21 protein-coding genes are annotated in these 19,737 nt (G+C 74.1%); 12 read left to right on the top strand and 9 right to left on the bottom strand.

Annotated elements, in window-relative coordinates; translation table 11 throughout:
• Nucleotides 1-79: 79 nt before the first annotated feature.
• A complete protein-coding gene (locus QSK03_RS14775) occupies nt 80-1,153 on the bottom strand; it encodes an alpha/beta hydrolase (RefSeq protein WP_285653321.1) in 1,074 nt (357 codons plus the stop codon).
• Nucleotides 1,154-1,750: 597 nt separating this feature from the next.
• Here QSK03_RS14775 and QSK03_RS14780 point away from each other — a divergent pair.
• Both QSK03_RS14780 and QSK03_RS14785 read left to right on the top strand, forming a co-directional pair.
• Entirely contained in the window at nt 1,751-2,680 is a 930-nt protein-coding gene (locus tag QSK03_RS14780; protein WP_285653324.1) for an alpha/beta fold hydrolase, read from the top strand.
• A gap of 35 nt (nt 2,681-2,715) precedes the next feature.
• The gene (locus QSK03_RS14785; RefSeq protein ID WP_285653327.1) at nt 2,716-3,735 is read left to right on the top strand and encodes an LLM class flavin-dependent oxidoreductase; all 1,020 of its coding nucleotides are present in this window, start codon (nt 2,716-2,718) and stop codon (nt 3,733-3,735) included.
• Between the two features lie 217 nt (nt 3,736-3,952).
• On the opposite strand, the gene QSK03_RS14790 is transcribed toward QSK03_RS14785, so the two are convergent.
• Nucleotides 3,953-4,531: a TetR/AcrR family transcriptional regulator gene (locus tag QSK03_RS14790; protein ID WP_285653330.1), complete on the bottom strand. Its 579-nt coding sequence runs from the start codon at nt 4,529-4,531 to the stop codon at nt 3,953-3,955.
• An 88-nt stretch (nt 4,532-4,619) separates the two neighbouring features.
• Here QSK03_RS14790 and QSK03_RS14795 point away from each other — a divergent pair, with 88 nt between their 5' ends.
• A complete protein-coding gene (locus QSK03_RS14795; RefSeq protein ID WP_285653333.1) occupies nt 4,620-5,312 on the top strand; it encodes a class I SAM-dependent methyltransferase in 693 nt (230 codons plus the stop codon).
• A 23-nt stretch (nt 5,313-5,335) separates the two neighbouring features.
• Here QSK03_RS14795 and QSK03_RS14800 read toward each other — a convergent pair whose 3' ends face one another.
• The 3 genes from QSK03_RS14800 to QSK03_RS14810 form a co-directional block, all read right to left on the bottom strand.
• The gene (locus QSK03_RS14800; protein ID WP_285653336.1) at nt 5,336-6,529 is read right to left on the bottom strand and encodes an FAD-dependent monooxygenase; all 1,194 of its coding nucleotides are present in this window, start codon (nt 6,527-6,529) and stop codon (nt 5,336-5,338) included.
• A 106-nt stretch (nt 6,530-6,635) separates the two neighbouring features.
• Nucleotides 6,636-7,007: a PIN domain-containing protein gene (locus QSK03_RS14805; RefSeq protein ID WP_285653339.1), complete on the bottom strand. Its 372-nt coding sequence runs from the start codon at nt 7,005-7,007 to the stop codon at nt 6,636-6,638.
• Nucleotides 7,004-7,201: a type II toxin-antitoxin system VapB family antitoxin gene (locus QSK03_RS14810; protein WP_285653342.1), complete on the bottom strand. Its 198-nt coding sequence runs from the start codon at nt 7,199-7,201 to the stop codon at nt 7,004-7,006. The genes QSK03_RS14805 and QSK03_RS14810 overlap by 4 nt, the downstream gene beginning before the upstream one ends.
• A gap of 621 nt (nt 7,202-7,822) precedes the next feature.
• On the opposite strand from QSK03_RS14810, the gene QSK03_RS14815 reads away from it, so the two are divergent.
• Nucleotides 7,823-8,371 carry a DUF6790 family protein gene (locus QSK03_RS14815; protein ID WP_285653344.1) on the top strand — a complete coding sequence of 183 codons (549 nt, stop codon included), beginning with the start codon at nt 7,823-7,825 and terminating at the stop codon, nt 8,369-8,371.
• A gap of 196 nt (nt 8,372-8,567) precedes the next feature.
• On the opposite strand, the gene QSK03_RS14820 is transcribed toward QSK03_RS14815, so the two are convergent.
• The 3 genes from QSK03_RS14820 to ychF form a co-directional block, all read right to left on the bottom strand.
• Complete coding sequence (locus QSK03_RS14820) at nt 8,568-9,242, bottom strand: hypothetical protein (protein WP_285653347.1); 675 nt, start codon at nt 9,240-9,242, stop codon at nt 8,568-8,570.
• A complete protein-coding gene (locus QSK03_RS14825; protein WP_285653349.1) occupies nt 9,239-9,490 on the bottom strand; it encodes a type II toxin-antitoxin system HicA family toxin in 252 nt (83 codons plus the stop codon). Before QSK03_RS14825 ends, QSK03_RS14820 begins: the two co-directional genes overlap by 4 nt.
• A 79-nt stretch (nt 9,491-9,569) precedes the next feature.
• Nucleotides 9,570-10,655: a redox-regulated ATPase YchF gene (gene ychF / locus QSK03_RS14830; protein ID WP_285653351.1), complete on the bottom strand. Its 1,086-nt coding sequence runs from the start codon at nt 10,653-10,655 to the stop codon at nt 9,570-9,572.
• Nucleotides 10,656-10,740: 85 nt separating this feature from the next.
• Between ychF and QSK03_RS14835 the strand changes: the two genes are divergently transcribed.
• The 3 genes from QSK03_RS14835 (at nt 10,741) to QSK03_RS14845 (ending at nt 13,512) form a co-directional block, all read left to right on the top strand.
• Nucleotides 10,741-11,280: a methylated-DNA--[protein]-cysteine S-methyltransferase gene (locus QSK03_RS14835; RefSeq protein WP_285653353.1), complete on the top strand. Its 540-nt coding sequence runs from the start codon at nt 10,741-10,743 to the stop codon at nt 11,278-11,280.
• A 15-nt stretch (nt 11,281-11,295) separates the two neighbouring features.
• Nucleotides 11,296-12,468 carry a DNA recombination protein RmuC gene (locus QSK03_RS14840; RefSeq protein ID WP_285653355.1) on the top strand — a complete coding sequence of 391 codons (1,173 nt, stop codon included), beginning with the start codon at nt 11,296-11,298 and terminating at the stop codon, nt 12,466-12,468.
• Nucleotides 12,469-12,570: 102 nt separating this feature from the next.
• Nucleotides 12,571-13,512 carry a DUF6542 domain-containing protein gene (locus QSK03_RS14845; RefSeq protein WP_285653357.1) on the top strand — a complete coding sequence of 314 codons (942 nt, stop codon included), beginning with the start codon at nt 12,571-12,573 and terminating at the stop codon, nt 13,510-13,512.
• 216 nt (nt 13,513-13,728) lie between these two features.
• Here QSK03_RS14845 and QSK03_RS14850 read toward each other — a convergent pair whose 3' ends face one another.
• A complete protein-coding gene (locus QSK03_RS14850; RefSeq protein WP_285653359.1) occupies nt 13,729-14,709 on the bottom strand; it encodes a 4-hydroxy-3-methylbut-2-enyl diphosphate reductase in 981 nt (326 codons plus the stop codon).
• A 98-nt stretch (nt 14,710-14,807) separates the two neighbouring features.
• Between QSK03_RS14850 and QSK03_RS14855 the strand changes: the two genes are divergently transcribed.
• The 5 genes from QSK03_RS14855 to glpX all read left to right on the top strand — a co-directional run bounded on the left by QSK03_RS14855 (nt 14,808) and on the right by glpX (nt 19,660).
• Nucleotides 14,808-15,386, top strand: coding sequence for a lipid droplet-associated protein (locus QSK03_RS14855; protein WP_285653360.1), 579 nt, complete (start codon nt 14,808-14,810; stop codon nt 15,384-15,386).
• 16 nt (nt 15,387-15,402) lie between these two features.
• Entirely contained in the window at nt 15,403-16,680 is a 1,278-nt protein-coding gene (gene xseA, locus QSK03_RS14860) for an exodeoxyribonuclease VII large subunit (protein WP_285653366.1), read from the top strand.
• Nucleotides 16,681-16,685: 5 nt separating this feature from the next.
• On the top strand, nt 16,686-16,934 hold the full coding sequence (locus QSK03_RS14865; RefSeq protein ID WP_285653368.1) for an exodeoxyribonuclease VII small subunit: 249 nt from the start codon (nt 16,686-16,688) through the stop codon (nt 16,932-16,934).
• 95 nt (nt 16,935-17,029) lie between these two features.
• Entirely contained in the window at nt 17,030-18,382 is a 1,353-nt protein-coding gene (locus QSK03_RS14870; RefSeq protein ID WP_285653371.1) for a chromosomal replication initiator protein DnaA, read from the top strand.
• A 204-nt stretch (nt 18,383-18,586) separates the two neighbouring features.
• A complete protein-coding gene (gene glpX / locus QSK03_RS14875; RefSeq protein WP_285653373.1) occupies nt 18,587-19,660 on the top strand; it encodes a class II fructose-bisphosphatase in 1,074 nt (357 codons plus the stop codon).
• The last annotated feature ends 77 nt before the right edge of the window (nt 19,661-19,737 follow it).

The raw sequence follows: 19,737 nt of genomic DNA on the forward strand, positions 1-19,737 counted from the left end.
GGTGCGCTCCTCCTCGAGTCGGCCCGGCCTGATCGTCCGCGCACGCTCGACCTCCCGCCGACCGGTGTCAAGGCCGGGGTCAGCAGGTGGTGTCGCCCGCCGGCAGCTCGCCGTCGACCAGCCACGCGACGGTGGCGTCGGTCGCACACCGGTTCCGGCCGAGCACCCCGTGCCCGACGTCGCCGGTGGTGATCATGACCGCACGCGAGCCGAGGGCGTCGCGGACGTGGCGGGCGCCCTCGAGCGGGGTGGCCGGGTCGGCACGGTTCTGCAGCATCAGCGCCTGCGGCGGACCGTCGTGGCCGGCGTCGGTGAGCGTCGGGAGCGGGTCGCGCGGCGCGGTCGGCCAGAACGCGCACGGACGGATCGTCGCGCGGGCCCCGGAGCTGACCGGGTGGGCCGCGCGGTCCTCCTCGAACGCGCGGCGGTAGTCGGCGGGGTCGCGGGACCACGACGGGTCGGCGCACTGCACGCCCAGCCCGGCGGCGACCGCCCGGTCGACCCGGGCCTCGCGCGCGGCGTCGGGCGGTGTGGCGCCGACGCCCAGCCGGGCGGCGAGGTCGTCCTCGCGGGGCGCGCCGGGCGTGCGGGCGTCGACGGCGAGCAGGGCGGCCAGGTCGTCGACGTACGCCCCGCCGCCGCGCAGCGCGTCCTCGAGGACGAGGCGCAGCCCGCGGACCTCCACGGGCGACCCCCCGAGGACCAGCTCGCCCCGCGCCGCCCGCGCGCGCAGGTCGAGGTAGCGGGCGCGCACGTCGTCGGCGGTGCCCAGGCCCCACCGCGGATCGGCCGCGATCGCCGTGGCGACCGCCGTGAAGCTCGCGTCGGTCCCGGCGTCGGAGAGGCGGAAGCGCTCCTGCCAGCCGACGGTGTCGTCGTCCACGCTGTCGAGGACGACACGGTCGGTGTGGTCGGGGAAGACCGACGAGTACGCGGTCCCCAGCGAGGTGCCGTACGAGGTCCCGTAGAACGACAGCCGTTCCTCGCCGAGCGCGGAGCGCAGCACGTCCATGTCGCGGACCGCGTCGGCCGTGCTGAGGAACGGCCACAGGTCCGCGCCGGCGCGGGCGCAGGACGCGGCGATGTTGCGGGCGGCGGCCGCGTCGGCGTCGAAGTCGAGGGCGGTGGGGTCGCCGGTCGCGAGCCGGAGCAACGGGGTCGCTCAGTCCGCAGCGGGCCGCCGGCGTGCTCGCGCCGACGCCACGGGGGTCGAGGCCGATCAGGTCGTAGCTCCGGCGCAGCGCGTGGTCCGCGAGGGCGTCGACGCCCAGGCTGTTGTACCGCGCCTCCGCGCCCGGCCCGCCGGGGTTGGTCAAGAGTACGCCGCGGCGCTGCTCCGGGTCGGTGGCGCGCAGCCGCGTGACGGCGAGGGTCAGCGTCGGCGAGGCCGGGTCCCGGTAGTCGCGGGGCACGGGGAGGTCGGCGCACTCGACGCCGGGCTCGGGGGCGTCCGGGCAGGGCCGCCAGGTCAGGCCCGGGGGCACCCGGCCGTCGGTCAGCCGCGCGACGCCGGCCGCGGCGGGGTCCGGTCCCGTGCCCGGGGCGGTCGGGCCGGAGCAGGCGAGCAGGACCGTCCCGACGAGCGCCAGGACGGCCGGGCGGAGCATTGCTGGCGATCATCGCCCACCGACACCGGGTCCCGCACCCGGTGCGCGTCACCCCGCTCGCCGGCCCGCGCTGACACCTCGCTGACTGCGGTGGCGCCGCGGCCGGTGTACCTCTCACCCGAGGGTGCCGGACGGGAGGGCGCATGCGGCGGTCGGTCGGACGGATCGGGGTGCTGGCGATCGTGGTGGGCGTCGCGCTCGCGGCGTGCTCCGCGCCGCGGCAGCAGGTGGCGCTCGCGGCCGGACCGGGCGACTTCGCGGGGCTCGTGGACGTCGACGGGCGCGGGATCTGGCTCGAGTGCCGCGGCGCCGGGAGCCCAACCGTCGTCCTGCAGTCCGGGTTCGGGAACGCGGCCGACATCTGGTCGGTCGGGGCCGAGCGCCCGCCCTCGGTCGCGGCGGGTGTCGCCGGGTTCACCCGGGTGTGCGCGTACGACCGGCCCGGGGCGCTGCGGGTCTCGACCGACGACGGTGCGCCGTCGGACCAGCCGCAGCCGGGCCGCAGCCGACCGGTGCCGATGCCCCGCACCGCGGCCGACGTGGTCGCCGAGCTCCACGCCCTCCTCACCACCGCCGGCGTCCCCGGCCCCTGCGTGCTCGTGGGCCATTCCCTGGGCGGGCCGTTCACGCAGCTCTCCGCGCGGACGTTCCCGGACGACGTCGCCGGCGTGGTGCTCGTCGACCCGACGCCCCCGGCGCTGCGGGACCTCCTCCCGCCCGGGCAGTGGGACGCGTTCGCCCGGACCGTCTCGGAGCCGCCGAGCCCGATCCCCGGCTACGCGATGGAGGCCTACGACCTCACGGCGAGCCTGGACCAGCTCGGCGGGGCGCCGCCGGCGCGCCGGGTGCCCGCCGTCGTGCTGATGGCGGGCGACGTGGACCCCGTGCCACCGGACGACCCGTCCTTCGACGCCGTGGCGGCCGTCACCGCGACGCGCCCCGAGGCGTTCGCCCGCCTCGCCGCCGACCTGCCCGGATCGCGGCTGGAGACCGTGCCCGGCACGACCCACTACATCCAGATCCAGCGCCCCGACGCCGTCGTCGCCGCCGTCCGGTCGGTCGCCGGCCGCTGAGGAATGGGCCCGACGCCGACGACGTTGGTTGAAACGTGAAGAAGATTGGGTTCCTCTCCTTCGGGCACTGGTCGCCGTCCTCGCAGTCGATGGTGCGGTCCGCGCAGGACGCCCTGCTGCAGTCGGTGGAGCTGGCCGTCGCGGCCGAGGAGGCCGGCGCCGACGGCGCGTACTTCCGCGTGCACCACTTCGCCCGCCAGCTCGCGTCCCCGTTCCCGCTCCTGTCCGCGGCCGCCGCCCGGACCAGCCGGATCGAGCTGGGCACCGGCGTGATCGACATGCGCTACGAGAACCCCTTGTACATGGCCGAGGACGCCGGCGCCGCCGACCTGATCTCGGGCGGCCGGATGCAGCTGGGCATCAGCCGCGGGTCCCCCGAGCAGGTCATCGACGGGTACCGGTACTTCGGCCACGTGCCCACCGAGGGCGAGACCGACGCGGACATGGCCCGCCACCACACCCAGCTCTTCCTGGACGTGCTGCGCGGGGAGGGGTTCGCCCAGCCCAACCCGCGGCCGATGTTCGCCAACCCGCCCGGCCTGCTGCGTCTCGAGCCCCACTCCGAGGGCCTGCGCGACCGCATCTGGTGGGGCGCGGGCAGCCGCGCCACCGCCGAGTGGACCGCCGAGCAGGGCATGAACCTCATGAGCTCGACGCTGCTCACCGAGGACACCGGGGTGCCGTTCCACCGCCTGCAGGCCGAGCAGATCCAGCGCTTCCGCGACGCGTGGGCCGCCGCCGGGCACGAGCGCGAGCCGCGCGTGTCGGTCAGCCGCAGCATCTTCCCGATCGTCAGCGACCTCGACCGCCAGCTGTTCTGGCGCGAGCGGCACTCGACCGACCAGGTCGGTCACCTCGACGGCGGCGACGCGCGCTTCGGCCGGACCTACGCCGGCGAGCCGGACAAGCTCGTCGCCGAGCTCGCCGAGGACGAGGCGATCGCCGCCGCGGACACGCTGCTGCTCACCGTGCCCAACCAGCTCGGCGTCGACTACAACGCCCACGTGATCGAGAGCGTCCTGACCCACCTCGCCCCGGAGCTCGGCTGGCGGTGAGCCCGGTCGGCAGGACCGGCCGGATCTCGACGTCGCGGGCAACGCCACGGGCTGCTGCCTGCACGTCGACGACGCCGACGGCCTGCGCGCCGCGCCCGCCGACGCCGGGTTCCCGGTGTCGGAGGTCCGCGAGGAACCGTGCGGTCTGCGGGAGTTCCGGTTCTCGGACCCGAGCGGCAACGTCGTCCGGCTCGGGTCCCCGGGCTGAGCGGAGCCGTCAGAGGCCGAGGACCGTGTCGAGGTGGTCGTCGAAAGCCGCCTCGGCCGCTTCCGGCGTGCACTGCTCGGCGAGGACGTGCGCCGCCAGCCCGTCGACCATCGCCGTCAGCGCAACGGCGGCGGCCTCCGGGTCACCGACCCGCCCGGCGGCCCGGAGGCGGTCGGCGACGAAGGCGCGCATCTGGTCCATCCCGTCGCGCACCCACCGCGCGATCTCCGGCGAGACGGCCGCCCGTGCCCCGAACGCGAGGGCGACGTGGGCCTCCAGGCGGCGTTCCTCGTCGAGGGGCAGCAACTCGACCAGCAGCGCGCGCACGGCCTCGCGCGGCGTGCCGTGCTCGATCTCCGCTCCGCGGCGGGCGAGTCGCGCCTGCCCCTGCTCGGCCACCACCTCCAGGGCGAAGCGCAGCATCTCGTCCTTCGTGCGGAACCAGTGCTGCACCAGCCCGGCGGAGACGCCGGCCTCCGTCGCGACGTGTCGCAGACTCACCTCGTCGAGGCCGCGACCCGCGATGACGCGGTGCAGGGCCCGGGCGATCTGCGCGCGGCGCTCGTGCGGATCGACCTTCTTCGGCACGCGCGCATCCTGACACGATGCACGTGTATTGCGACCGAGCGTGCCACCGTGTGACGATGCAGCTGCATCGCCACACGAGGGGGTCGCCGTGCCCGACACGCTCCACGAGCGACGCCTGCGGCGGGGACGCCGCTGGTGGGACCTCGTCAGCCCCGTCCACGGGTCGGCCGGCGGGCAGACGACCCGCGTCGCCGAGGTCGCCCTGACGCACCTGGCGCTCGGACCCGGCGCCGTGGTGCTCGACCTCGGGTGCGGCAGCGGGGCCGCTCTGTCCACCCTGAGCGCCGCCGTCGGCCCGACGGGGCGGGTGGTCGGCATCGACCACAGCCCGAAGATGCTGGCCCGCGCGGACGCGGTCGTGCGCGGGAACGGCCTGGCGAACGTGGAGCTCCGCCGCGCCGACGCCACCCGCACCGAGATCGGGCACGGCGCGTTCGACGCCGTCTACGCTTGCGCGTCGATCAGCGCGATGCCCGACGTCCCCGCGGTCCTCGCCGCCGTTCGGACAGCGCTGCGACCGGGCGGGCGGCTGTTCGTCTTCGACATGCGGCTGGTCCCGCGGGGCTGGTCGACGCCGGTGATCGCCGTGCTGCGGGGCGTCTACGCGGCCGGCGCCGGCTTCGCCGGCGTCGACGTGCTCGACACGGCCCGCGCCGTGTTCGACGACGTCACGCTCCCGGACTTCCCCGGGCAGGAGGGGCGGGGCCAGCCCGACGGCGGCTGGCCACCGCTGACGATGTTCGTCGCCCGGACCGCCGTCAGCTCCGGGTCAGCTCCGTGACGGTCGCGTCGCGCGGAACCACTTCACGGACGGGTCGGCGTCGCGGGATCCGGCTCCCGGGCGTCGTCGGGCAGCTCCGGGCCGTTGATCGCACGGTCGAGCAGCTCCCGGAACTCCTGGCTCTCGAAGTCCATGCTCGGCGGTCCCGCGTCGGGGAGCCGGCCGGCCGCGTTCATCCGCCCGATCTCCTGGTTGGCCTCGACGAACGGGCGCATCCGCCGCTCGTAGGCCGCGAACGCGGTCTCGGGGTCCCAGTCCGCGGCGGCCAGGTCGCCGGCCAGCAGGTGGGCACCCACGAGGGCGATGCTGGTGCCCTGCCCGGACATCGGCGACGAGCTGCACGCCGCGTCCCCGAGCAGCCCCACCCGCCCGCTCGACCAGCGGTCCATCAGCACCTGGGCGACCTGGTCGAGGTAGAAGTCCGGGCTGTCGTCCACGTGCTCGAGGATGCGGGAGGTCCACCACCCGAAGCCCGCCATCCGTTCCCGCAGCAGGCGCTTCTGGGCCGCGACGTCGCGGATGTCGACCTCGACGTCGGCCGCCGGGAAGGAGAACATCGCCATCCCCTGCGTGGCGTCCTGGATCGGCCGCAGACCGGCCGACCGGCCGGCCTCCTGGTACTCGATCAGCCAGCGGTCCAGCCCGAACTCGTTCGGCACGCTGTAGAAGGCGAGCACGTGCCCGAGGTGGCGGACGAACCGCTCCCGCGGCCCGAAAACCATCTCCCGCAGGGTCGAGTGCAGGCCGTCGGCCCCGATCACCAGGTCGAAGCGCCGCCGGTCACCGCCCGCGAACACCACGTCGACACCGCCGACGTCCTGGGTCAGCTCGGCGATCCGGTCGCCGAAGACGTACTCGACGTCGTCCCGGGTCGCGTCGTAGAGGACACGGGACAGGTCCCCGCGCAGGATCTCGATCTCCGCGATGAACCCGTCGCCCTCGTCGTCCTCGGCGCGGTAGGTCTCGAGGACGGTGCCGTCCGCGTCGACGGAGTACGCCCCGACGGTCTGGGTGCACGCCGCGCGCACCTCGGCGTCCAGCCCCATGCGGCGGATGACCTCCTTGGCCACCCCGCGGGCGTCGACCGCCTGCCCGCCCGGACGCAGCTCCGGGGCGCGCTCCACCACGGTCACCTCGGCGCCGCGCCGCCGCAGCCCGTGGGCCAGCGCCGGCCCGGCGATGCTCGCCCCGGCCACCAACACCCGCACACCACTCACCGCGCCCCCCTGCCGGTCCGGATCACGGCCCGGATCGTAGGGGCGTCGGGCTGGACGTCGAAGCGGAACTCCACCGAGTGACGCAGCTGTGCAACCGGTCCGTCGCTCAGGACGACTCGTCGAACACGTCGACGCCACGGTCGGCGGCGGCGGCCAGAAGGCGCTCGTCGCGCGTCCAGAGAGCGGCCCGCGCGAGCCGGGCGGCACCGAGGAGCTGGACGTCGATGACGCTCAGCCCGCGACCCCACAGCCGGTCCCGGTCGACGAGTGACAGAAGCTCGTCGTGGCGCAGTCGCGGTGCTCGGATCAGAGCCCTGAGCAACGAGAGCGTCGCATCGCGTCGTGCGATCGAACCCAACGCGATCTCCTCGACGATGCCGTCGTGCGTCGCCACGACATCGTCACCGAGCAGCCTTGAGAGGGCGGGTTCGGTCCGGTGCAGATGATCGATCCACACCGACGTGTCGACCAGGATCACGCGACCTCACCGCGCCGGCGTGGCGCCGCCGTCGCGTCCGGATCCGTACCTCCGAGTGCAGCGAGCCGACGTGCACTCTCGACGCGCACGAGAGTCTCCAGGCCGGCACGCAGGAGTGCGGAGCGCTCTGCGATCCCGGTCAGCTCGGTCGCCTGCGCAACGAGATCGTCGTCGATCGTCACCGTGGTGCGCATACACCCTCCGCATCACACGCCGCATCATCTGATGCGTTCATGATGCCAGGGCAGGCGGCAGGTCCGACAGTCAGGAGCGACCCGGCATCGGGAAGGGTCAGACGTTGAAGCGGAACCACGTCCTGGGCGTTTCGCCGCCGACGACTCGCTGTTGTAGTGCACGACCACTGCGGCACCATCGGCCGCGACCGTCTCGCAGATCAACCGTCCCAGGTTCCGGGACGCCCCTCCGAAGACCACGACCTTGCCCGACGGGCTCGCTTCGACACGACTCCTCCTTCACCGGCGTCCAGTGCGAGACCACGCGCTGGCAGGAGCGGGCGGGGGAACGGAACAACGATCATGGACTCGCGCCACCAGCACCGCTTGTGCGCGGGACCGGCCTCCACCGATGCTCGGACGACGTCAGCGGTCCGAACGCGTCGACCGACCGGGCCGGTCGTGGTGCCGCGAAGCAGCCGGCGACCGACGACGGCGCCGTCCTCGTGACGATCGACCACGCATGGTGACAATAGCGCTTGAGTAACGATTGCAACCGTCCTTGTGGCACAGCCCTGGGCGCGCGGACTAACTGATAGTACAAGTAGCCGCGAGCACACATCGCCTGAAAGGACTACTCCGGTGACTTCCATTCTGTTCCTGGTGCTGGGGAACTTCACCGTCACGTTCCTCATCGTCGGCCTCATCGCGAGCGGAATCTCGCTCGCCCGTCGCCCGAGGCCGTTGACCGCCCGGCTCGTAATCGAGGACCTGTTCGCCTACTTCCTGTTGTTCTCGGTCGGCATCTCGTTCCTCTACAACTTCGCGTTCCACGTGTTCGCTGGCGAGTTCGCCGCGACGCTGATCGGCTGGGCGGACAGCCCGTTCCAGGCCGAGGTCGGGTACGCGAGCCTCGGTTTCGGCCTGGTCGGTCTCTGCGCCTTCCGTGCCTCCCTCGGGGTGCGGGGCGTGGCCGTCCTCGGTCCCTCGTGCTTCCTGCTCGGGGCCGCGGTCGGCCACATCGTAGAGATCGTCGGGAGCAACAACCTGTCGCCCGGCAACGCGGGCGCGATCCTCTACACAGACATCGGCCTGCCGATCATCGGCGCCGCGCTCTGGCTCGCCCAGCGTCACCTGGAGCGCACCACCGCGGCGGCGACCTCGGGCGTCCCGGTCCCGGCCTCGACCTAGACGGAGCGGGCCACCATCGACACCCGGGGCTCTGGGAGCCTTCGGTCGACGGCTACGAACGTGGTCGACGGCTACGAAGGTGACGGTGATCCAAAGCGGAACTCCACCTCTATCGGTTCAACGTCAGCCACGTGATCGACGTGAGTTTCCAGCGATCGCTCGGCGAACCGTCCCTCTATCGAGCAGCCTAGAGACATCAAGCGGCGACGAGCGCCCCGGTGCGGCGTGCGACCGCCGATGTGCGCTCGGCGCGCTTGCGCTGAGACTGGCCGGGCATAGCGTCACGCGGCCCGCCGTGGTCGCTGTCGATGACCGCGACCAGGTCCGCGATTGTGGCGTCGGGCCCACCTAGGCCAGCGTCGTGCAGTGTCCGGGTGCCGGGAGCCTCGACCTCGACGTTCGGCGAGGCGAGCGGCATCCACCACACACCGCCCTCTTGACCGTAGGGCGCGCTCACCTGCACGGCGTCCATCCGCCCCAGCTGCTCGCTCACCCACTGAATCCGATCAGTGGGAAGGCAGCAAACGAACACGATGTCGCCCGCACTCGACTCAAGCGCGGTCCTGCGTGTCGTGGCCAGCACCTCCGGTCGAGCAAGCCCGTCCCGCAGTACGTTCGCGACACGTTCCCTCCGCCCCGCGGCGTGATCCACAGCGGTCCGGATGAAGATGTCAGGCGCCACCTCGTGCTCGACATGCTCGATCACCGTGGTGTTCGGCCACTCGTTCTGGAGGTGAGCCTCAGCAGCGCGCGCCCACTCGTCTCGTGCCACAGGCAGCGACGATCCACCCGCGTAGACGCTGACAGGGCGGGAGTAGGCCTCCCACTGGTCATGTCCGACCTGGCGGAAGATCGCGTGAACATCGCTCACGGCAGCTTCCCCTTCCGCGCGACGTGCCGGGCCTGGTCCAAGGTCAACCCGACGTCATCCACCAGGATACGGCGAAAAGTACCGCCGGTGACCTCCACGCCATCGTGCTTGCTGAAGGTGAATCTCGTCTTGCCGTCTCGACTCACGAACGTGTGGTGCGAGCCCTCGACGTGGATGGCCTCGCCGCACAGGCGTACGAGGATCGCCCGGAGCCTCTGCGCCTTGATCGTGGGGAACTCGTTGCCCATCTGCCCTCGTCGACTACGACCTTCGCAGGTAGCGCGGCTGCTGATCCGGTCTGTTGTCTCGTAGTCGTTGGAGTTGTCGTCAGCTGCGTGATGGTGATCCGAAGCGGAACTCCACGACGTCGCCGTCGTGCATGACGTAGTCCTTGCCCTCCATGCGGACCTTGCCCGCGGTCTTGGCCGCGTTCATCGACCCGGCCGCGACGAGGTCGTCGTAGGACACGATCTCGGCCTTGATGAAGCCCTTCTGGAAGTCGGTGTGGATCACGCCGGCGGCCTCGGGCGCCGTGGCGCCGATCCGGATCGTCCAGGCGCGCGACTCCTTGGGGCCCGCCGTGAGGTAGGTCTGCAGGCCGAGGGTGCGGAACCCGGCGCGGGCCAGGGCGTCGAGACCGGGCTCGGGCTGGCCGATCGACTCGAGCAGCTCCAGCGCCGACTCCGCGTCGAGCTCGAGGAGCTCCTGCTCGACCTTCGCGTCGAGGAACACCGACTCGGCGGGGGCGACGAGCTCCGCGAGCTCCTTGCGCCGCGCGTCGTCGGTGAGCACCGGCTCGTCGGCGTTGAAGACGTAGAGGAACGGCTTGACCGTCATGAGGTTCAGCTCGCGTAGGCGCGGCGAGTCCAGGCCCGCCTGGAACAGCGTCCGGCCCTCGTTCAGCACGGACTGCGCGTGCTGGATCTCGTCGACGGCGGCCTTGGTCTCCTTCTTGACCCGCGCCTCCTTCTCCAGGCGCGGGAGGGCCTTCTCGATCGTCTGCAGGTCGGCGAGGACGAGCTCGGTCGCGATCGTCTCGATGTCGGCCGCAGGATCGACGCGCCCGTCGACGTGCACGACGTCGTCGTCGGCGAACACCCGCACGACCTGGCAGATCGCGTCGGCCTCGCGGATGTTGGCCAGGAACTTGTTGCCCAGCCCGGCGCCCTCGCTCGCCCCCGAGACGATCCCGGCGATGTCCACGAACGACACCGTCGCCGGCACGATCTTCTCCGACGAGAACATCTCCGCGAGACGGTCGAGGCGGGGATCGCGCAGGGGGACGACGCCGACGTTCGGCTCGATCGTGGCGAAGGGGTAGTTCGCGGCGAGGACGTCGTTGCGGGTCAGGGCGTTGAACATCGTCGACTTGCCCACGTTGGGCAGGCCGACGATGCCGAGGGTCAAGCTCACGGGATCCCAGTCTGCCAGCGAGGGATCCGTGCGGGCTCCGGCGGCGTCCAACCAGGGTGACGACCGTTCTCACCCGGAGGTTCCCGTGTCAGCTCTCGCCACCGTGCCCACCGTGCTCGGCCCGTTCACCACGCTCGTCGACGACGAGGGCGTCGTCCTCGCGTCCGGCTGGACCGACGACGTCGACGCGCTGCTCGCACCGGTCCACGCCGAGCTGCGGCCCACCGACCCCGCCCGCCGCACCGACCTCGGCGACGTCACCCGGGCGGTCGCCGCCTTCCACGACGGCGACCCCGCGCCGGCGGCCGCGGTGCCGGTGCGCCAGATCAGCGGGCCGGCGACGACCGCGATCTGGGACCGGATGCGTCTCGTGCCGCCCGGGCAGCCCACGACGTACGGCGAGCTCGCCGAGGCCGCCGGGCACCCGCGCGGCCACCGTCTCGCGGCGCGGGCGTGCGTGCGCAACGCGACGACGCTGTTCGTGCCGTGCCACCGCGTGCTGCGCCGCGGCGGCGGGCTCGGCGGCTACCGCTGGGGTCTCGAGATCAAGGACCGGCTCTTGGCGATGGAGGCCAGCTGGCTGCCCGAGGAGCCGGCCGCCGAGGGATCAGTGTCGGGGGTCTGATCCATCCTGCGGATCATGACGGTGGACGGGGTGCTCGTCGGCCTCCTGGTGGGGCTGGCGCTGGGCGCGGCGATCGGCACGTGGGTGGCGCTGCGCCTGGCCCGCGCGTGGCGCGACGCGGCGGTGTCCGACGCGGTGCGCCGCGCCGGGGCCGAGGTGGCGGCCGCCCGCGCCGAGCTCGACGCCGAGCGCCGCGGGGCCGGTGAGCGCGAGCGCGCGCTGAGCCCCGCGGTCCGGGCGGCGTCGACGGAGGCGCTCGACCGCGTGCTCGAGCCGGTCGCCGCGACGCTGCAGCGCATGGAGCGGCAGATGGCCGGGGCCGAGCGCGACCGCGAGACGGCGTTCGCCTCGCTGCGCGAGCAGGTCGGCGCGGTCGCCGCGGGCGCGCAGGGCGTGGCCGGCGAGACGCGGGCGCTCGCAGGCGCGCTGCGGTCCCCGCACGTGCGCGGGCGCTGGGGCGAGCTGCAGCTCGAGCGGGTGGTCGACCTCGCGGGCATGGTCGAGCACTGCGACTTCACGCGGCAGGCGCACGCCCGCGGCCAGGACGACGAGGGCGCCCAGCGGCCCGACCTGGTGGTGCACCTCGCCGGGGGCAAGCAGGTGGTCGTCGACGCGAAGGTCCCGTTCACCGCCTACCTCGAGTCCACCGAGGCCCGCGACGACGACGCCCGCCGCGAGCGCGTCGGGGCGCACGCCAAGCAGGTGCGTGCGCACGTCGACGCGCTGGGCGCCAAGGCCTACTGGCGCCGCTTCGACCCGTCGCCGGAGTTCGTCGTCATGTTCGTGCCCGGCGAGGTGTTCCTCTCCGCGGCGCTGGAGGCCGACCCGGCGCTGCTCGAACACGCCTTCGGCGTCGACGTCGTCATCGCCACCCCGACGACGCTCATGGCGCTGCTACGCACGGTGGCCTACGCCTGGCGGCAGGAGGCCCTGGCGCGCAACGCCGCCGAGGTGCACGCGCTGGGCCGCGAGCTGCACGGGCGGCTGGCGACCATGTCCGGTCACCTGGCGCGGCTGGGCCGTTCGCTCGACGGCAGCGTGCGGTCGTTCAACGAGACGGTCAGCTCGCTGGAGTCCCGGGTGCTGGTCAGCGCCCGGCGCTTCGCCGATCTGTCGGTGACGACCGCCGAGCTGGAGGGCCCCGAGCAGGTCGAGCGCCGCCCGCGCGCGCCCGCGGAGACCGACTGAGGAGGCCCGCCCGTCGTCCGACCCGGTGGTCCACGTCACGACCTCTCCGGCCGCCCGTGGCGGGATGACGGTGGGTCACCGAACGCCCGCTAGCGTTGAGGGGTGACCAGTACACGGGACGACACCGCGTCCCCCGGGGCGGTCGGCCCCGGGGAGCGCTCCGTCGTGCGGTCACTGCGGGGTCTGCGCTGGTGGGGCTCGCTCGCGCTGGCCGCCGTGCTCACCGGCGCCGGGATCGCCGTCGACCTGCTGACCTCGGGCGAGCTCGGGGTCGTGTTCACGGCCTGTTTCGCCGGCGGGTGCATCCTCGCGACGGCCTGGGCGCGGCGCGACTCGCTGTTCGTCCCGCTCGTGCAGCCGCCGCTGCTGCTCGCGGTCGGGGTGCCCGTCGTGGTCGCCGCGACCGGGGGGCTCTCCCGCGCGCGGGGCACCGCGTCGGCGCTGCTCGCCATCGGCGGGCCCCTCGTGAACGCCTTCCCGACCCTGGCGATCACCACCGCGGTCAGCCTCGCGCTCGGTTTCGTCCGCACCCGCCTGGAGCCCTACCGGCGCGCGGACGACGACCTCGACCCCGACGCCCGGCCCGCGCGCGATCCCCGGGACCGGGATCCCCGCGACAGGGACCCGCGGGAGCGTCGTCCACGAGAGCCGCGCGACCGCGACCCGCGGGACCGGGATCCGCGCGACCGGGACCGCGACCCCCGCGACCGCGATCCGCGCGATCGGGACCCGCGCGATCGGGACCCGCGCGATCGGGACCCGCGGGAGCGTCGTCCACGAGAGCCGCGTGACCGCGACCGCGACCCCCGCGACCGCGACCCCCGCGACCGCGACCCCCGCGACCGCGACCCCCGCGACCGCGACGCGCGTGACCGGGACCCCCGGGACCGCGACCGACCCAAGCGCGTGCCGGTCGAAGCGCGCCCCGCCCGGGAGCGCGACGCCCGACGCCGCCCGTCACGTCCCGACGACCCGGACGACGAGTTCGGCCCCGGCGTCCGCCGCGTCCCGCGCCGCGTCGACGGCCCCGACACCCCGCGCTGACCCGGTTCGTCACCAGCGGGGCCAAGCCGCGGAGATCACGAGCACATCATCGACTCGTCACGGGTCCGCGGGGTGCATGACGCACTCCTGGTCTCCGGCGTCCAACGGACCGCCCGGCGCCGACGTGATCAACGGGGACTTCGAGCGCCTAGAAGCAGCGAACAGGACGTTCGCTGCATCCCAGCCGGCCCCGCGCCGACCCCGGACGACGCCCCGCTACCGGACCGCCTGGGGCTTCATGTCCCGCTTGAGCTCGCGGGGCAGCGAGAAGGTGAGCTTCTCGTTCGCCGTGGTGATCTCCTCGACGTCGGCGTAGCCGCGGTCGGCGAGCCAGTGCAGGACGTCGCCGACGAGGATCTCGGGCACCGACGCGCCGCTGGTGACGCCGACGGAGCGCACGCCGTCCAGCCACGCCTCGTCGATCTCGCCGGCGTGGTCCACGAGGTGGGAGGCGCTCGCCCCGGACTGCAGCGCGACCTCGACGAGGCGCACGGAGTTCGAGGAGTTGCGCGAGCCGACGACGAGCACGAGGTCGCACTCGGGCGCCATCTGCTTGACGGCGACCTGGCGGTTCTGGGTCGCGTAGCAGATGTCGTCGGACGGCGGGTCGGACAGCGCCGGGAAGCGCTCGCGCAGCGCGCGGACGGTCTCGAGGGTCTCGTCGACCGACAACGTCGTCTGGGACAGCCAGATGACCTTCTCGGGGTCGCGCACCGTGACGTGCTCGACCGCGGACGGCCCGTCGACGAGCTGCACGTGCTCGGGGGCCTCGCCGGCGGTGCCCTCGACCTCCTCGTGGCCCTCGTGCCCGATCAGGAGGATGTCGTAGTCGTCGCGCGCGAAGCGCTTGGCCTCCTGGTGCACCTTCGTGACCAGCGGGCAGGTCGCGTCGACGGTGCGCAGCTCGCGGGACGCCGCCTCGGCGTGGACCGCCGGGGACACCCCGTGCGCCGAGAACACGACGGTGGCGCCCTCGGGCACCTGGTCGGTCTCCTCGACGAACACCGCACCGCGCTCGGCGAGGGTGTTCACGACGTGGCGGTTGTGGACGATCTCCTTGCGGACGTACACCGGTGCGCCGTAGGTCTCGAGCGCCTTCTCGACGGCGACGACCGCGCGGTCGACGCCGGCGCAGTAGCCACGGGGCTTCGCGAGCAGGACGCGGAGGCCCTGCTCCTCGGAGTGCTCAGTGGACATACGGCCAGCCTACGGGCGACGAGCGTCACGGTCCGTCCGCACGCACGCGGCCGTGGCCGTCCGCACACCGGGCGCCCGCGGCTGGCACCCTGTGGCGTATGAGTTCGCTGCCGTTCCCGGTGCGGGTCGCCGCCGGTCTCGTCGTCACCGCCGTCGAGGAGGCCAAGGATCTGCCGCGCACCGTCGCGGGCCTGCCCATCACCGCGGTGAGCCGCGTGCTGCAGCTCACGATGCGGGCTCAGCAGGTCGTCACCGAGCTGGCGATCAAGGGCGACGGGGCGCTCGACGGGGGGCGCCCGGTGGAGGAGGCCCCGTCCTGGGCCCGGTTCGACGACGACCTCCCCGACGAGCTGCCGGCCCCGCGCGCCGCGTGGAGCCGGATCGACATCGACGACACGTCGCTCGAGCACTCCGAGCTGGCGGACACCCCCAAGCGCACCAACGGCCACGCGCCGGCGCTGGGCGTCGCGGGCGAGGGCGGCGAGACGGCGTCGGTGACCCCGGACGCGCTGCCGGGCTACGAGACGATGACGATCGCCCAGCTGCGCGGCAAGCTGCGCTCGCTGTCGGTGGAGCAGGTCGCGGAGCTGCTGGCGTGGGAGCAGGCGCACGGCGACCGCCCGCCGTTCGTCACGATGCTCTCCAACCGGATCGCGACGCTGAACGCCGAGTCCTGACCACCCGCCTGCCACGGTGACCGCACCGCCGCCCACCAGCGCCGAGGAGCCCTGGCCGGTCCGCACCGTCGCCCGCAAGATCCAGGCCTGGATCGACCGGCTCGGCGCGGTGTGGGTCGAGGGCCAGCTCACGCAGGTGACGGCGCGGCCGGGGACGGGCACGGCGTTCCTCGTGCTGCGCGATCCGGCCGCGGACGTCTCGCTGAACCTCACCGCGTCGACGGCGATGGTGCGCGGCGCCGTCCCGCCGCTGACCGAGGGCGCGCGCGTCGTCGTCCACGGCAAGCCGTCCTACTTCTTCGGCCGCGGCACGCTCTCGCTGCGCGTCGACGAGATCCGTCCCGTCGGCGTGGGCGAGCTGCTCGCCCGCATCGAACGGCTGCGCGCCCTGCTGGCGGCCGAGGGCCTGTTCGATGTCTCGCGCAAGCGGCGCCCGCCGCGCCTGCCCCGCTGCGTCGGCCTCGTCACCTCCCGCGCGAGCGCCGCCGAGCACGACGTCATCACCGTCGCGACCTCCCGGTGGCCCGCGGTGCGCTTCCGCACCGTCAACACACCGACCCAGGGCGCGCAGGCGGTGCCGGAGATCCTCGACGCGCTCACCGCCCTGGACCGCGACCCGGACGTCGACGTGATCGTCCTGGCGCGGGGCGGCGGGAGCGTCGAGGACCTGCTGCCGTTCTCCGACGAGGCGCTGTGCCGGGGCGTCGCCGCCTGCCGCACCCCGGTCGTGTCGGCGATCGGCCACGAACCCGACACCCCGCTGGTCGACCACGTCGCCGACGTCCGCGCCGCCACCCCGACCGACGCGGCGAAGCGGATCGTGCCCGACCTCGCCGAGGAGACCGCGCACCTCGCCCAGCTGCGCCGCCGCGCCCAGCGCGCCCTGCACGCGTGGGTGGAGCGCGAGGACGCCCGCCTCGCCGCCCTGCGCCGCCGGCCGGTGCTCGCCGACCCGCTCGGGCCGATCACCGCCCGCGCCGACGCCGTCGCGCGTCTGCGCACCCGCGCCCGCCAGGTGGTCGAGGCCGGGCTCACCGCGCGCGAGGCCGATCTGCGCCACCGCCGCGCCTCGCTCACCGCCCTCGGCCCGGCCGCGACCCTCGCCCGCGGCTACGCGATCGTGCAGCACGGGGACGCCGTCGACGCGCCGGTCGTGCGCTCCGCGACCGCGCCGGCGCCCGGCGACGCCCTGCGCGTGCGGCTGGCCGACGGCGCCGTGCACGCCGTCGTCCGCGCCGATCCCGGGGACGACCCCGCCGACCCCGAGCACCGTCGGGGGTCCGGGGCAGGATGACGGGCATGGCGCAGGACCCTGGTGGCGAGCCCGGCAGCGGCTCCGGCAGCGACCCCGGCTACGAGGAGGCGCGGGACGAGCTCGAGGCTGTCGTCGCGAAGCTCGAGGCCGGCGGGCTGAGCCTGGAGGACTCCCTCGCCCTCTGGGAGCGGGGTGAGGCGCTGGCGCGGGTGTGCGAGCGGCACCTCGCCGGGGCGCGCGAGCGGGTCGAGACGGTGCTGCACGAGGCCGGGGACGCCGACGACGGGCAGTAGTCGGATTCGGGGAGCGCCGACGGCCGGGTGACGGCGGGCGACACCCGGGCGAGAACGACCCTCGGTGCGCACGTGATGGAGCAGACTCGTCGGCCATGAGCAGCCCGTACACGCCCGGCGGCCCCGGGAGCCCCACAGGCCCGGGCTCCGACGTCGACCGGGCGGTCTCCGGCGCCCACGCCGACTACCACCGCGAGATCCAGCAGCACTCCGACCCGGACGGTCTCGTCGACGACGTCGTCACCTACCGGATGCTCGCGCCGCACCTCATGCGCACGCTGCTCTTCCTCGTCGCGCCGACCGTGCTGCTGCTCGTCAAGCTCGTCGTCGACTACCTCGCGTCGATGTCGTCGCCCGACGGCTTCACCGACGTGCTGTCGACGCTGCTCGGGCTCGTCGTCGTCGTCCTCTACCTCGCGGGGATCGCGTCGTTCTTCGCCCCCGCGAAGGAGCCGATCGCCGAGCACTCCCGGCTGCTGGAGAACCGCGGCGACGCGGCCACCGCCGCCGCCGAGTACGTCCGGCGCGCGGCCGAGGCCCGCCAGAGCCCCGCCGAGGTGCGCCCGTCGACGGTGGCCGGCGTGCCGGTGCTGCTGTTCAGCCAGTACAGCGAGCGCGCCATGCTGCTCGTGCAGCCCTACGGCCGCGACCTCTACGTCGGCTGGACGATGTGGCGCTCGCGGTCGACCGCGACGCTGCTCGCGCACTTCCTGCGCGACACGTTCGGCCGGTTCGCCCCGGCGCCGCGCTTCTCCGCCGAGCTGCGCGCCGCGGCGACCCGGGCGCTGCGCGAGAGCGTGCACTCGCTGGCCCGCGAAGGCGTCGCGGCCGCGCTGAACGCGGACGACGCCGTCGCCCCGGAGACGCAGCACCCGGCGTACGACCCCCGCCGCGACGGCCGGTACGACGGCCGGTACGACGGCCGGTACGACGGCCGGCAAGACATGCGGTCCGGCCCGAGGCCGGCCGCCTCCGGGCCCTCGACCGCGGGCTGGGGTCCCGAGGCGCCGGAGACGCCCCGGCCGACGTACTCCCCGCCGCGGCGCCCCGACCCCGGCCCGGCCTGGTGGGCACCGGGCGACGAGCACGACGGCCGGTACGACGGCGAGAGCGGTCGCGAGGCCCATCGCGGGACCGATCGAGAGGCCGATCGCGAGGCCGGCCGCGGCGACCCGCACCCGCCGGGAGCACTGCCGGCGTCGACCGCCGGCCACCAGGGCTGGACCGCCGGCCACCAGGGCTGGACCGACGGCTGGCGCAGCGCCGCCCGCGGCGACGAGCCGGAGGAGGAGCGGGACGAGCGCGACGACGAGCGCGTCGCGGTACGGCGCGGCGGGGAGCGCGACACCGCCGACGGCACGCGCGGCGCCACCCGGCGGGATCCCGACGACCACCCACCGGTCGAGGCCGACGAGGGCTGGGGACCGCCGCCGCGCGACCGGTGGTGAGCCGACCGGCGGATCCGCCGCCGTCGAGCGGCCGACACCGGGAACGGTGCGGCACCGATCCACCGGTGTGAGACGTCGTGCGCGACGGGCCCGCGGCCTGCCGGTTCTGCGAGGATGACGGGCCCGACGGGCCGGGTAGCCCGCGCCGAATCCAGCAGGCCGGCCTCGCCCGACCCGATCCGATCGCCCACGGAGGTGCACCCGGTGAGCTCGCAGGAAACCGTCCGGTCCCCCGAGCGGCCCGACCGCAACCTCGCCCTCGAGCTCGTCCGGGTCACGGAGGCCGCCGCGATGGCGGCCGGACGCTTCGTCGGCCGTGGTGACAAGAACGGCGGCGACGGCGCCGCGGTCGACGCGATGCGCAAGCTCATCGGCTCGGTGTCGATGCGGGGCACGGTCGTCATCGGGGAGGGCGAGAAGGACGAGGCCCCGATGCTGTTCAACGGCGAGGAGGTCGGCAACGGCGACGGGCCGGAGGTCGACGTCGCCGTCGACCCCGTGGACGGCACGACGCTGATGGCCAAGGGCATGCCGAACGCCCTCGCCGTGCTCGCCGTCGCCGAGCGGGGCGCGATGTTCGACCCGTCCGCCGTGTTCTACATGTCCAAGCTCGCCGTCGGCCCCGACTGCGCCGACGTCGTCGACATCGACGCCCCCGTGCGCGACAACCTGCGCGCGGTCGCCCGGGCCAAGGGCGTCAACGTCGCCGACGTCTCGGTGGTCGTTCTCGACCGACCGCGCCACGACCAGCTGGTGCAGGACATCCGCGACGCCGGCGCCCGCATCCGCTTCATCTCCGACGGCGACGTCGCCGGCGCCATCGCCGCGGCCCGCCCGGGCAGCGGGGTCGACATCCTGCTGGGCATCGGCGGGACGCCCGAGGGCATCATCACCGCGGCCGCGCTCGCCTGCATGGGCGGCGAGCTGCAGGCCAAGCTCTGGCCCAAGGACGACGCCGAGCGGGAGAAGGCGCTCGCCGCGGGCCACGACCTCGACCGCGTGCTGCGCACCGGCGACCTCGTGCGCGGGGAGAACATCTTCTTCTGCGCGACCGGCGTCACGAACGGTGACCTGCTCCAGGGCGTCCACTACCGCGCCGGCGGGGCGTCCACGCAGTCGCTGGTCATGCGCTCGAAGTCCGGGACCGTCCGGATGATCGACGCGTGGCACCGGCTCCACAAGCTGCGCGAGTACTCCAACGTCGACTTCGGCGCCGGCGACGAGGACGCCCTCGACGACGTCGCGCCGACCTGGGGACAGGCGCACTCGTCGCTCTGACGCGGCGCGTCGCACGGTCGGACTAGCACGCCACTGGGATGATCCCGCGTCACTCGGGGTAATCCGATGTGACCAGA

It is taken from the genome of Actinomycetospora sp. NBRC 106375 (assembly GCF_030269665.1).
Lineage (GTDB): Bacteria > Actinomycetota > Actinomycetes > Mycobacteriales > Pseudonocardiaceae > Actinomycetospora.

Excerpts from the sequence above, each read along its gene's own strand:
- QSK03_RS14810 (WP_285653342.1), bottom strand. The coding sequence starts at position 7,201 with ATGCGCACCACGGTGACGATCGACGACGATCTCGTTGCGCAGGCGACC.
- QSK03_RS14865 (WP_285653368.1), top strand. The coding sequence starts at position 16,686 with ATGGCGCAGGACCCTGGTGGCGAGCCCGGCAGCGGCTCCGGCAGCGAC.
- QSK03_RS14870 (WP_285653371.1), top strand. The coding sequence starts at position 17,030 with ATGAGCAGCCCGTACACGCCCGGCGGCCCCGGGAGCCCCACAGGCCCG.
- QSK03_RS14780 (WP_285653324.1), top strand. The coding sequence starts at position 1,751 with ATGCGGCGGTCGGTCGGACGGATCGGGGTGCTGGCGATCGTGGTGGGC.
- QSK03_RS14825 (WP_285653349.1), bottom strand. The coding sequence starts at position 9,490 with ATGGGCAACGAGTTCCCCACGATCAAGGCGCAGAGGCTCCGGGCGATC.
- QSK03_RS14850 (WP_285653359.1), bottom strand. The coding sequence starts at position 14,709 with ATGTCCACTGAGCACTCCGAGGAGCAGGGCCTCCGCGTCCTGCTCGCG.
- QSK03_RS14840 (WP_285653355.1), top strand. The coding sequence starts at position 11,296 with ATGACGGTGGACGGGGTGCTCGTCGGCCTCCTGGTGGGGCTGGCGCTG.
- QSK03_RS14855 (WP_285653360.1), top strand. The coding sequence starts at position 14,808 with ATGAGTTCGCTGCCGTTCCCGGTGCGGGTCGCCGCCGGTCTCGTCGTC.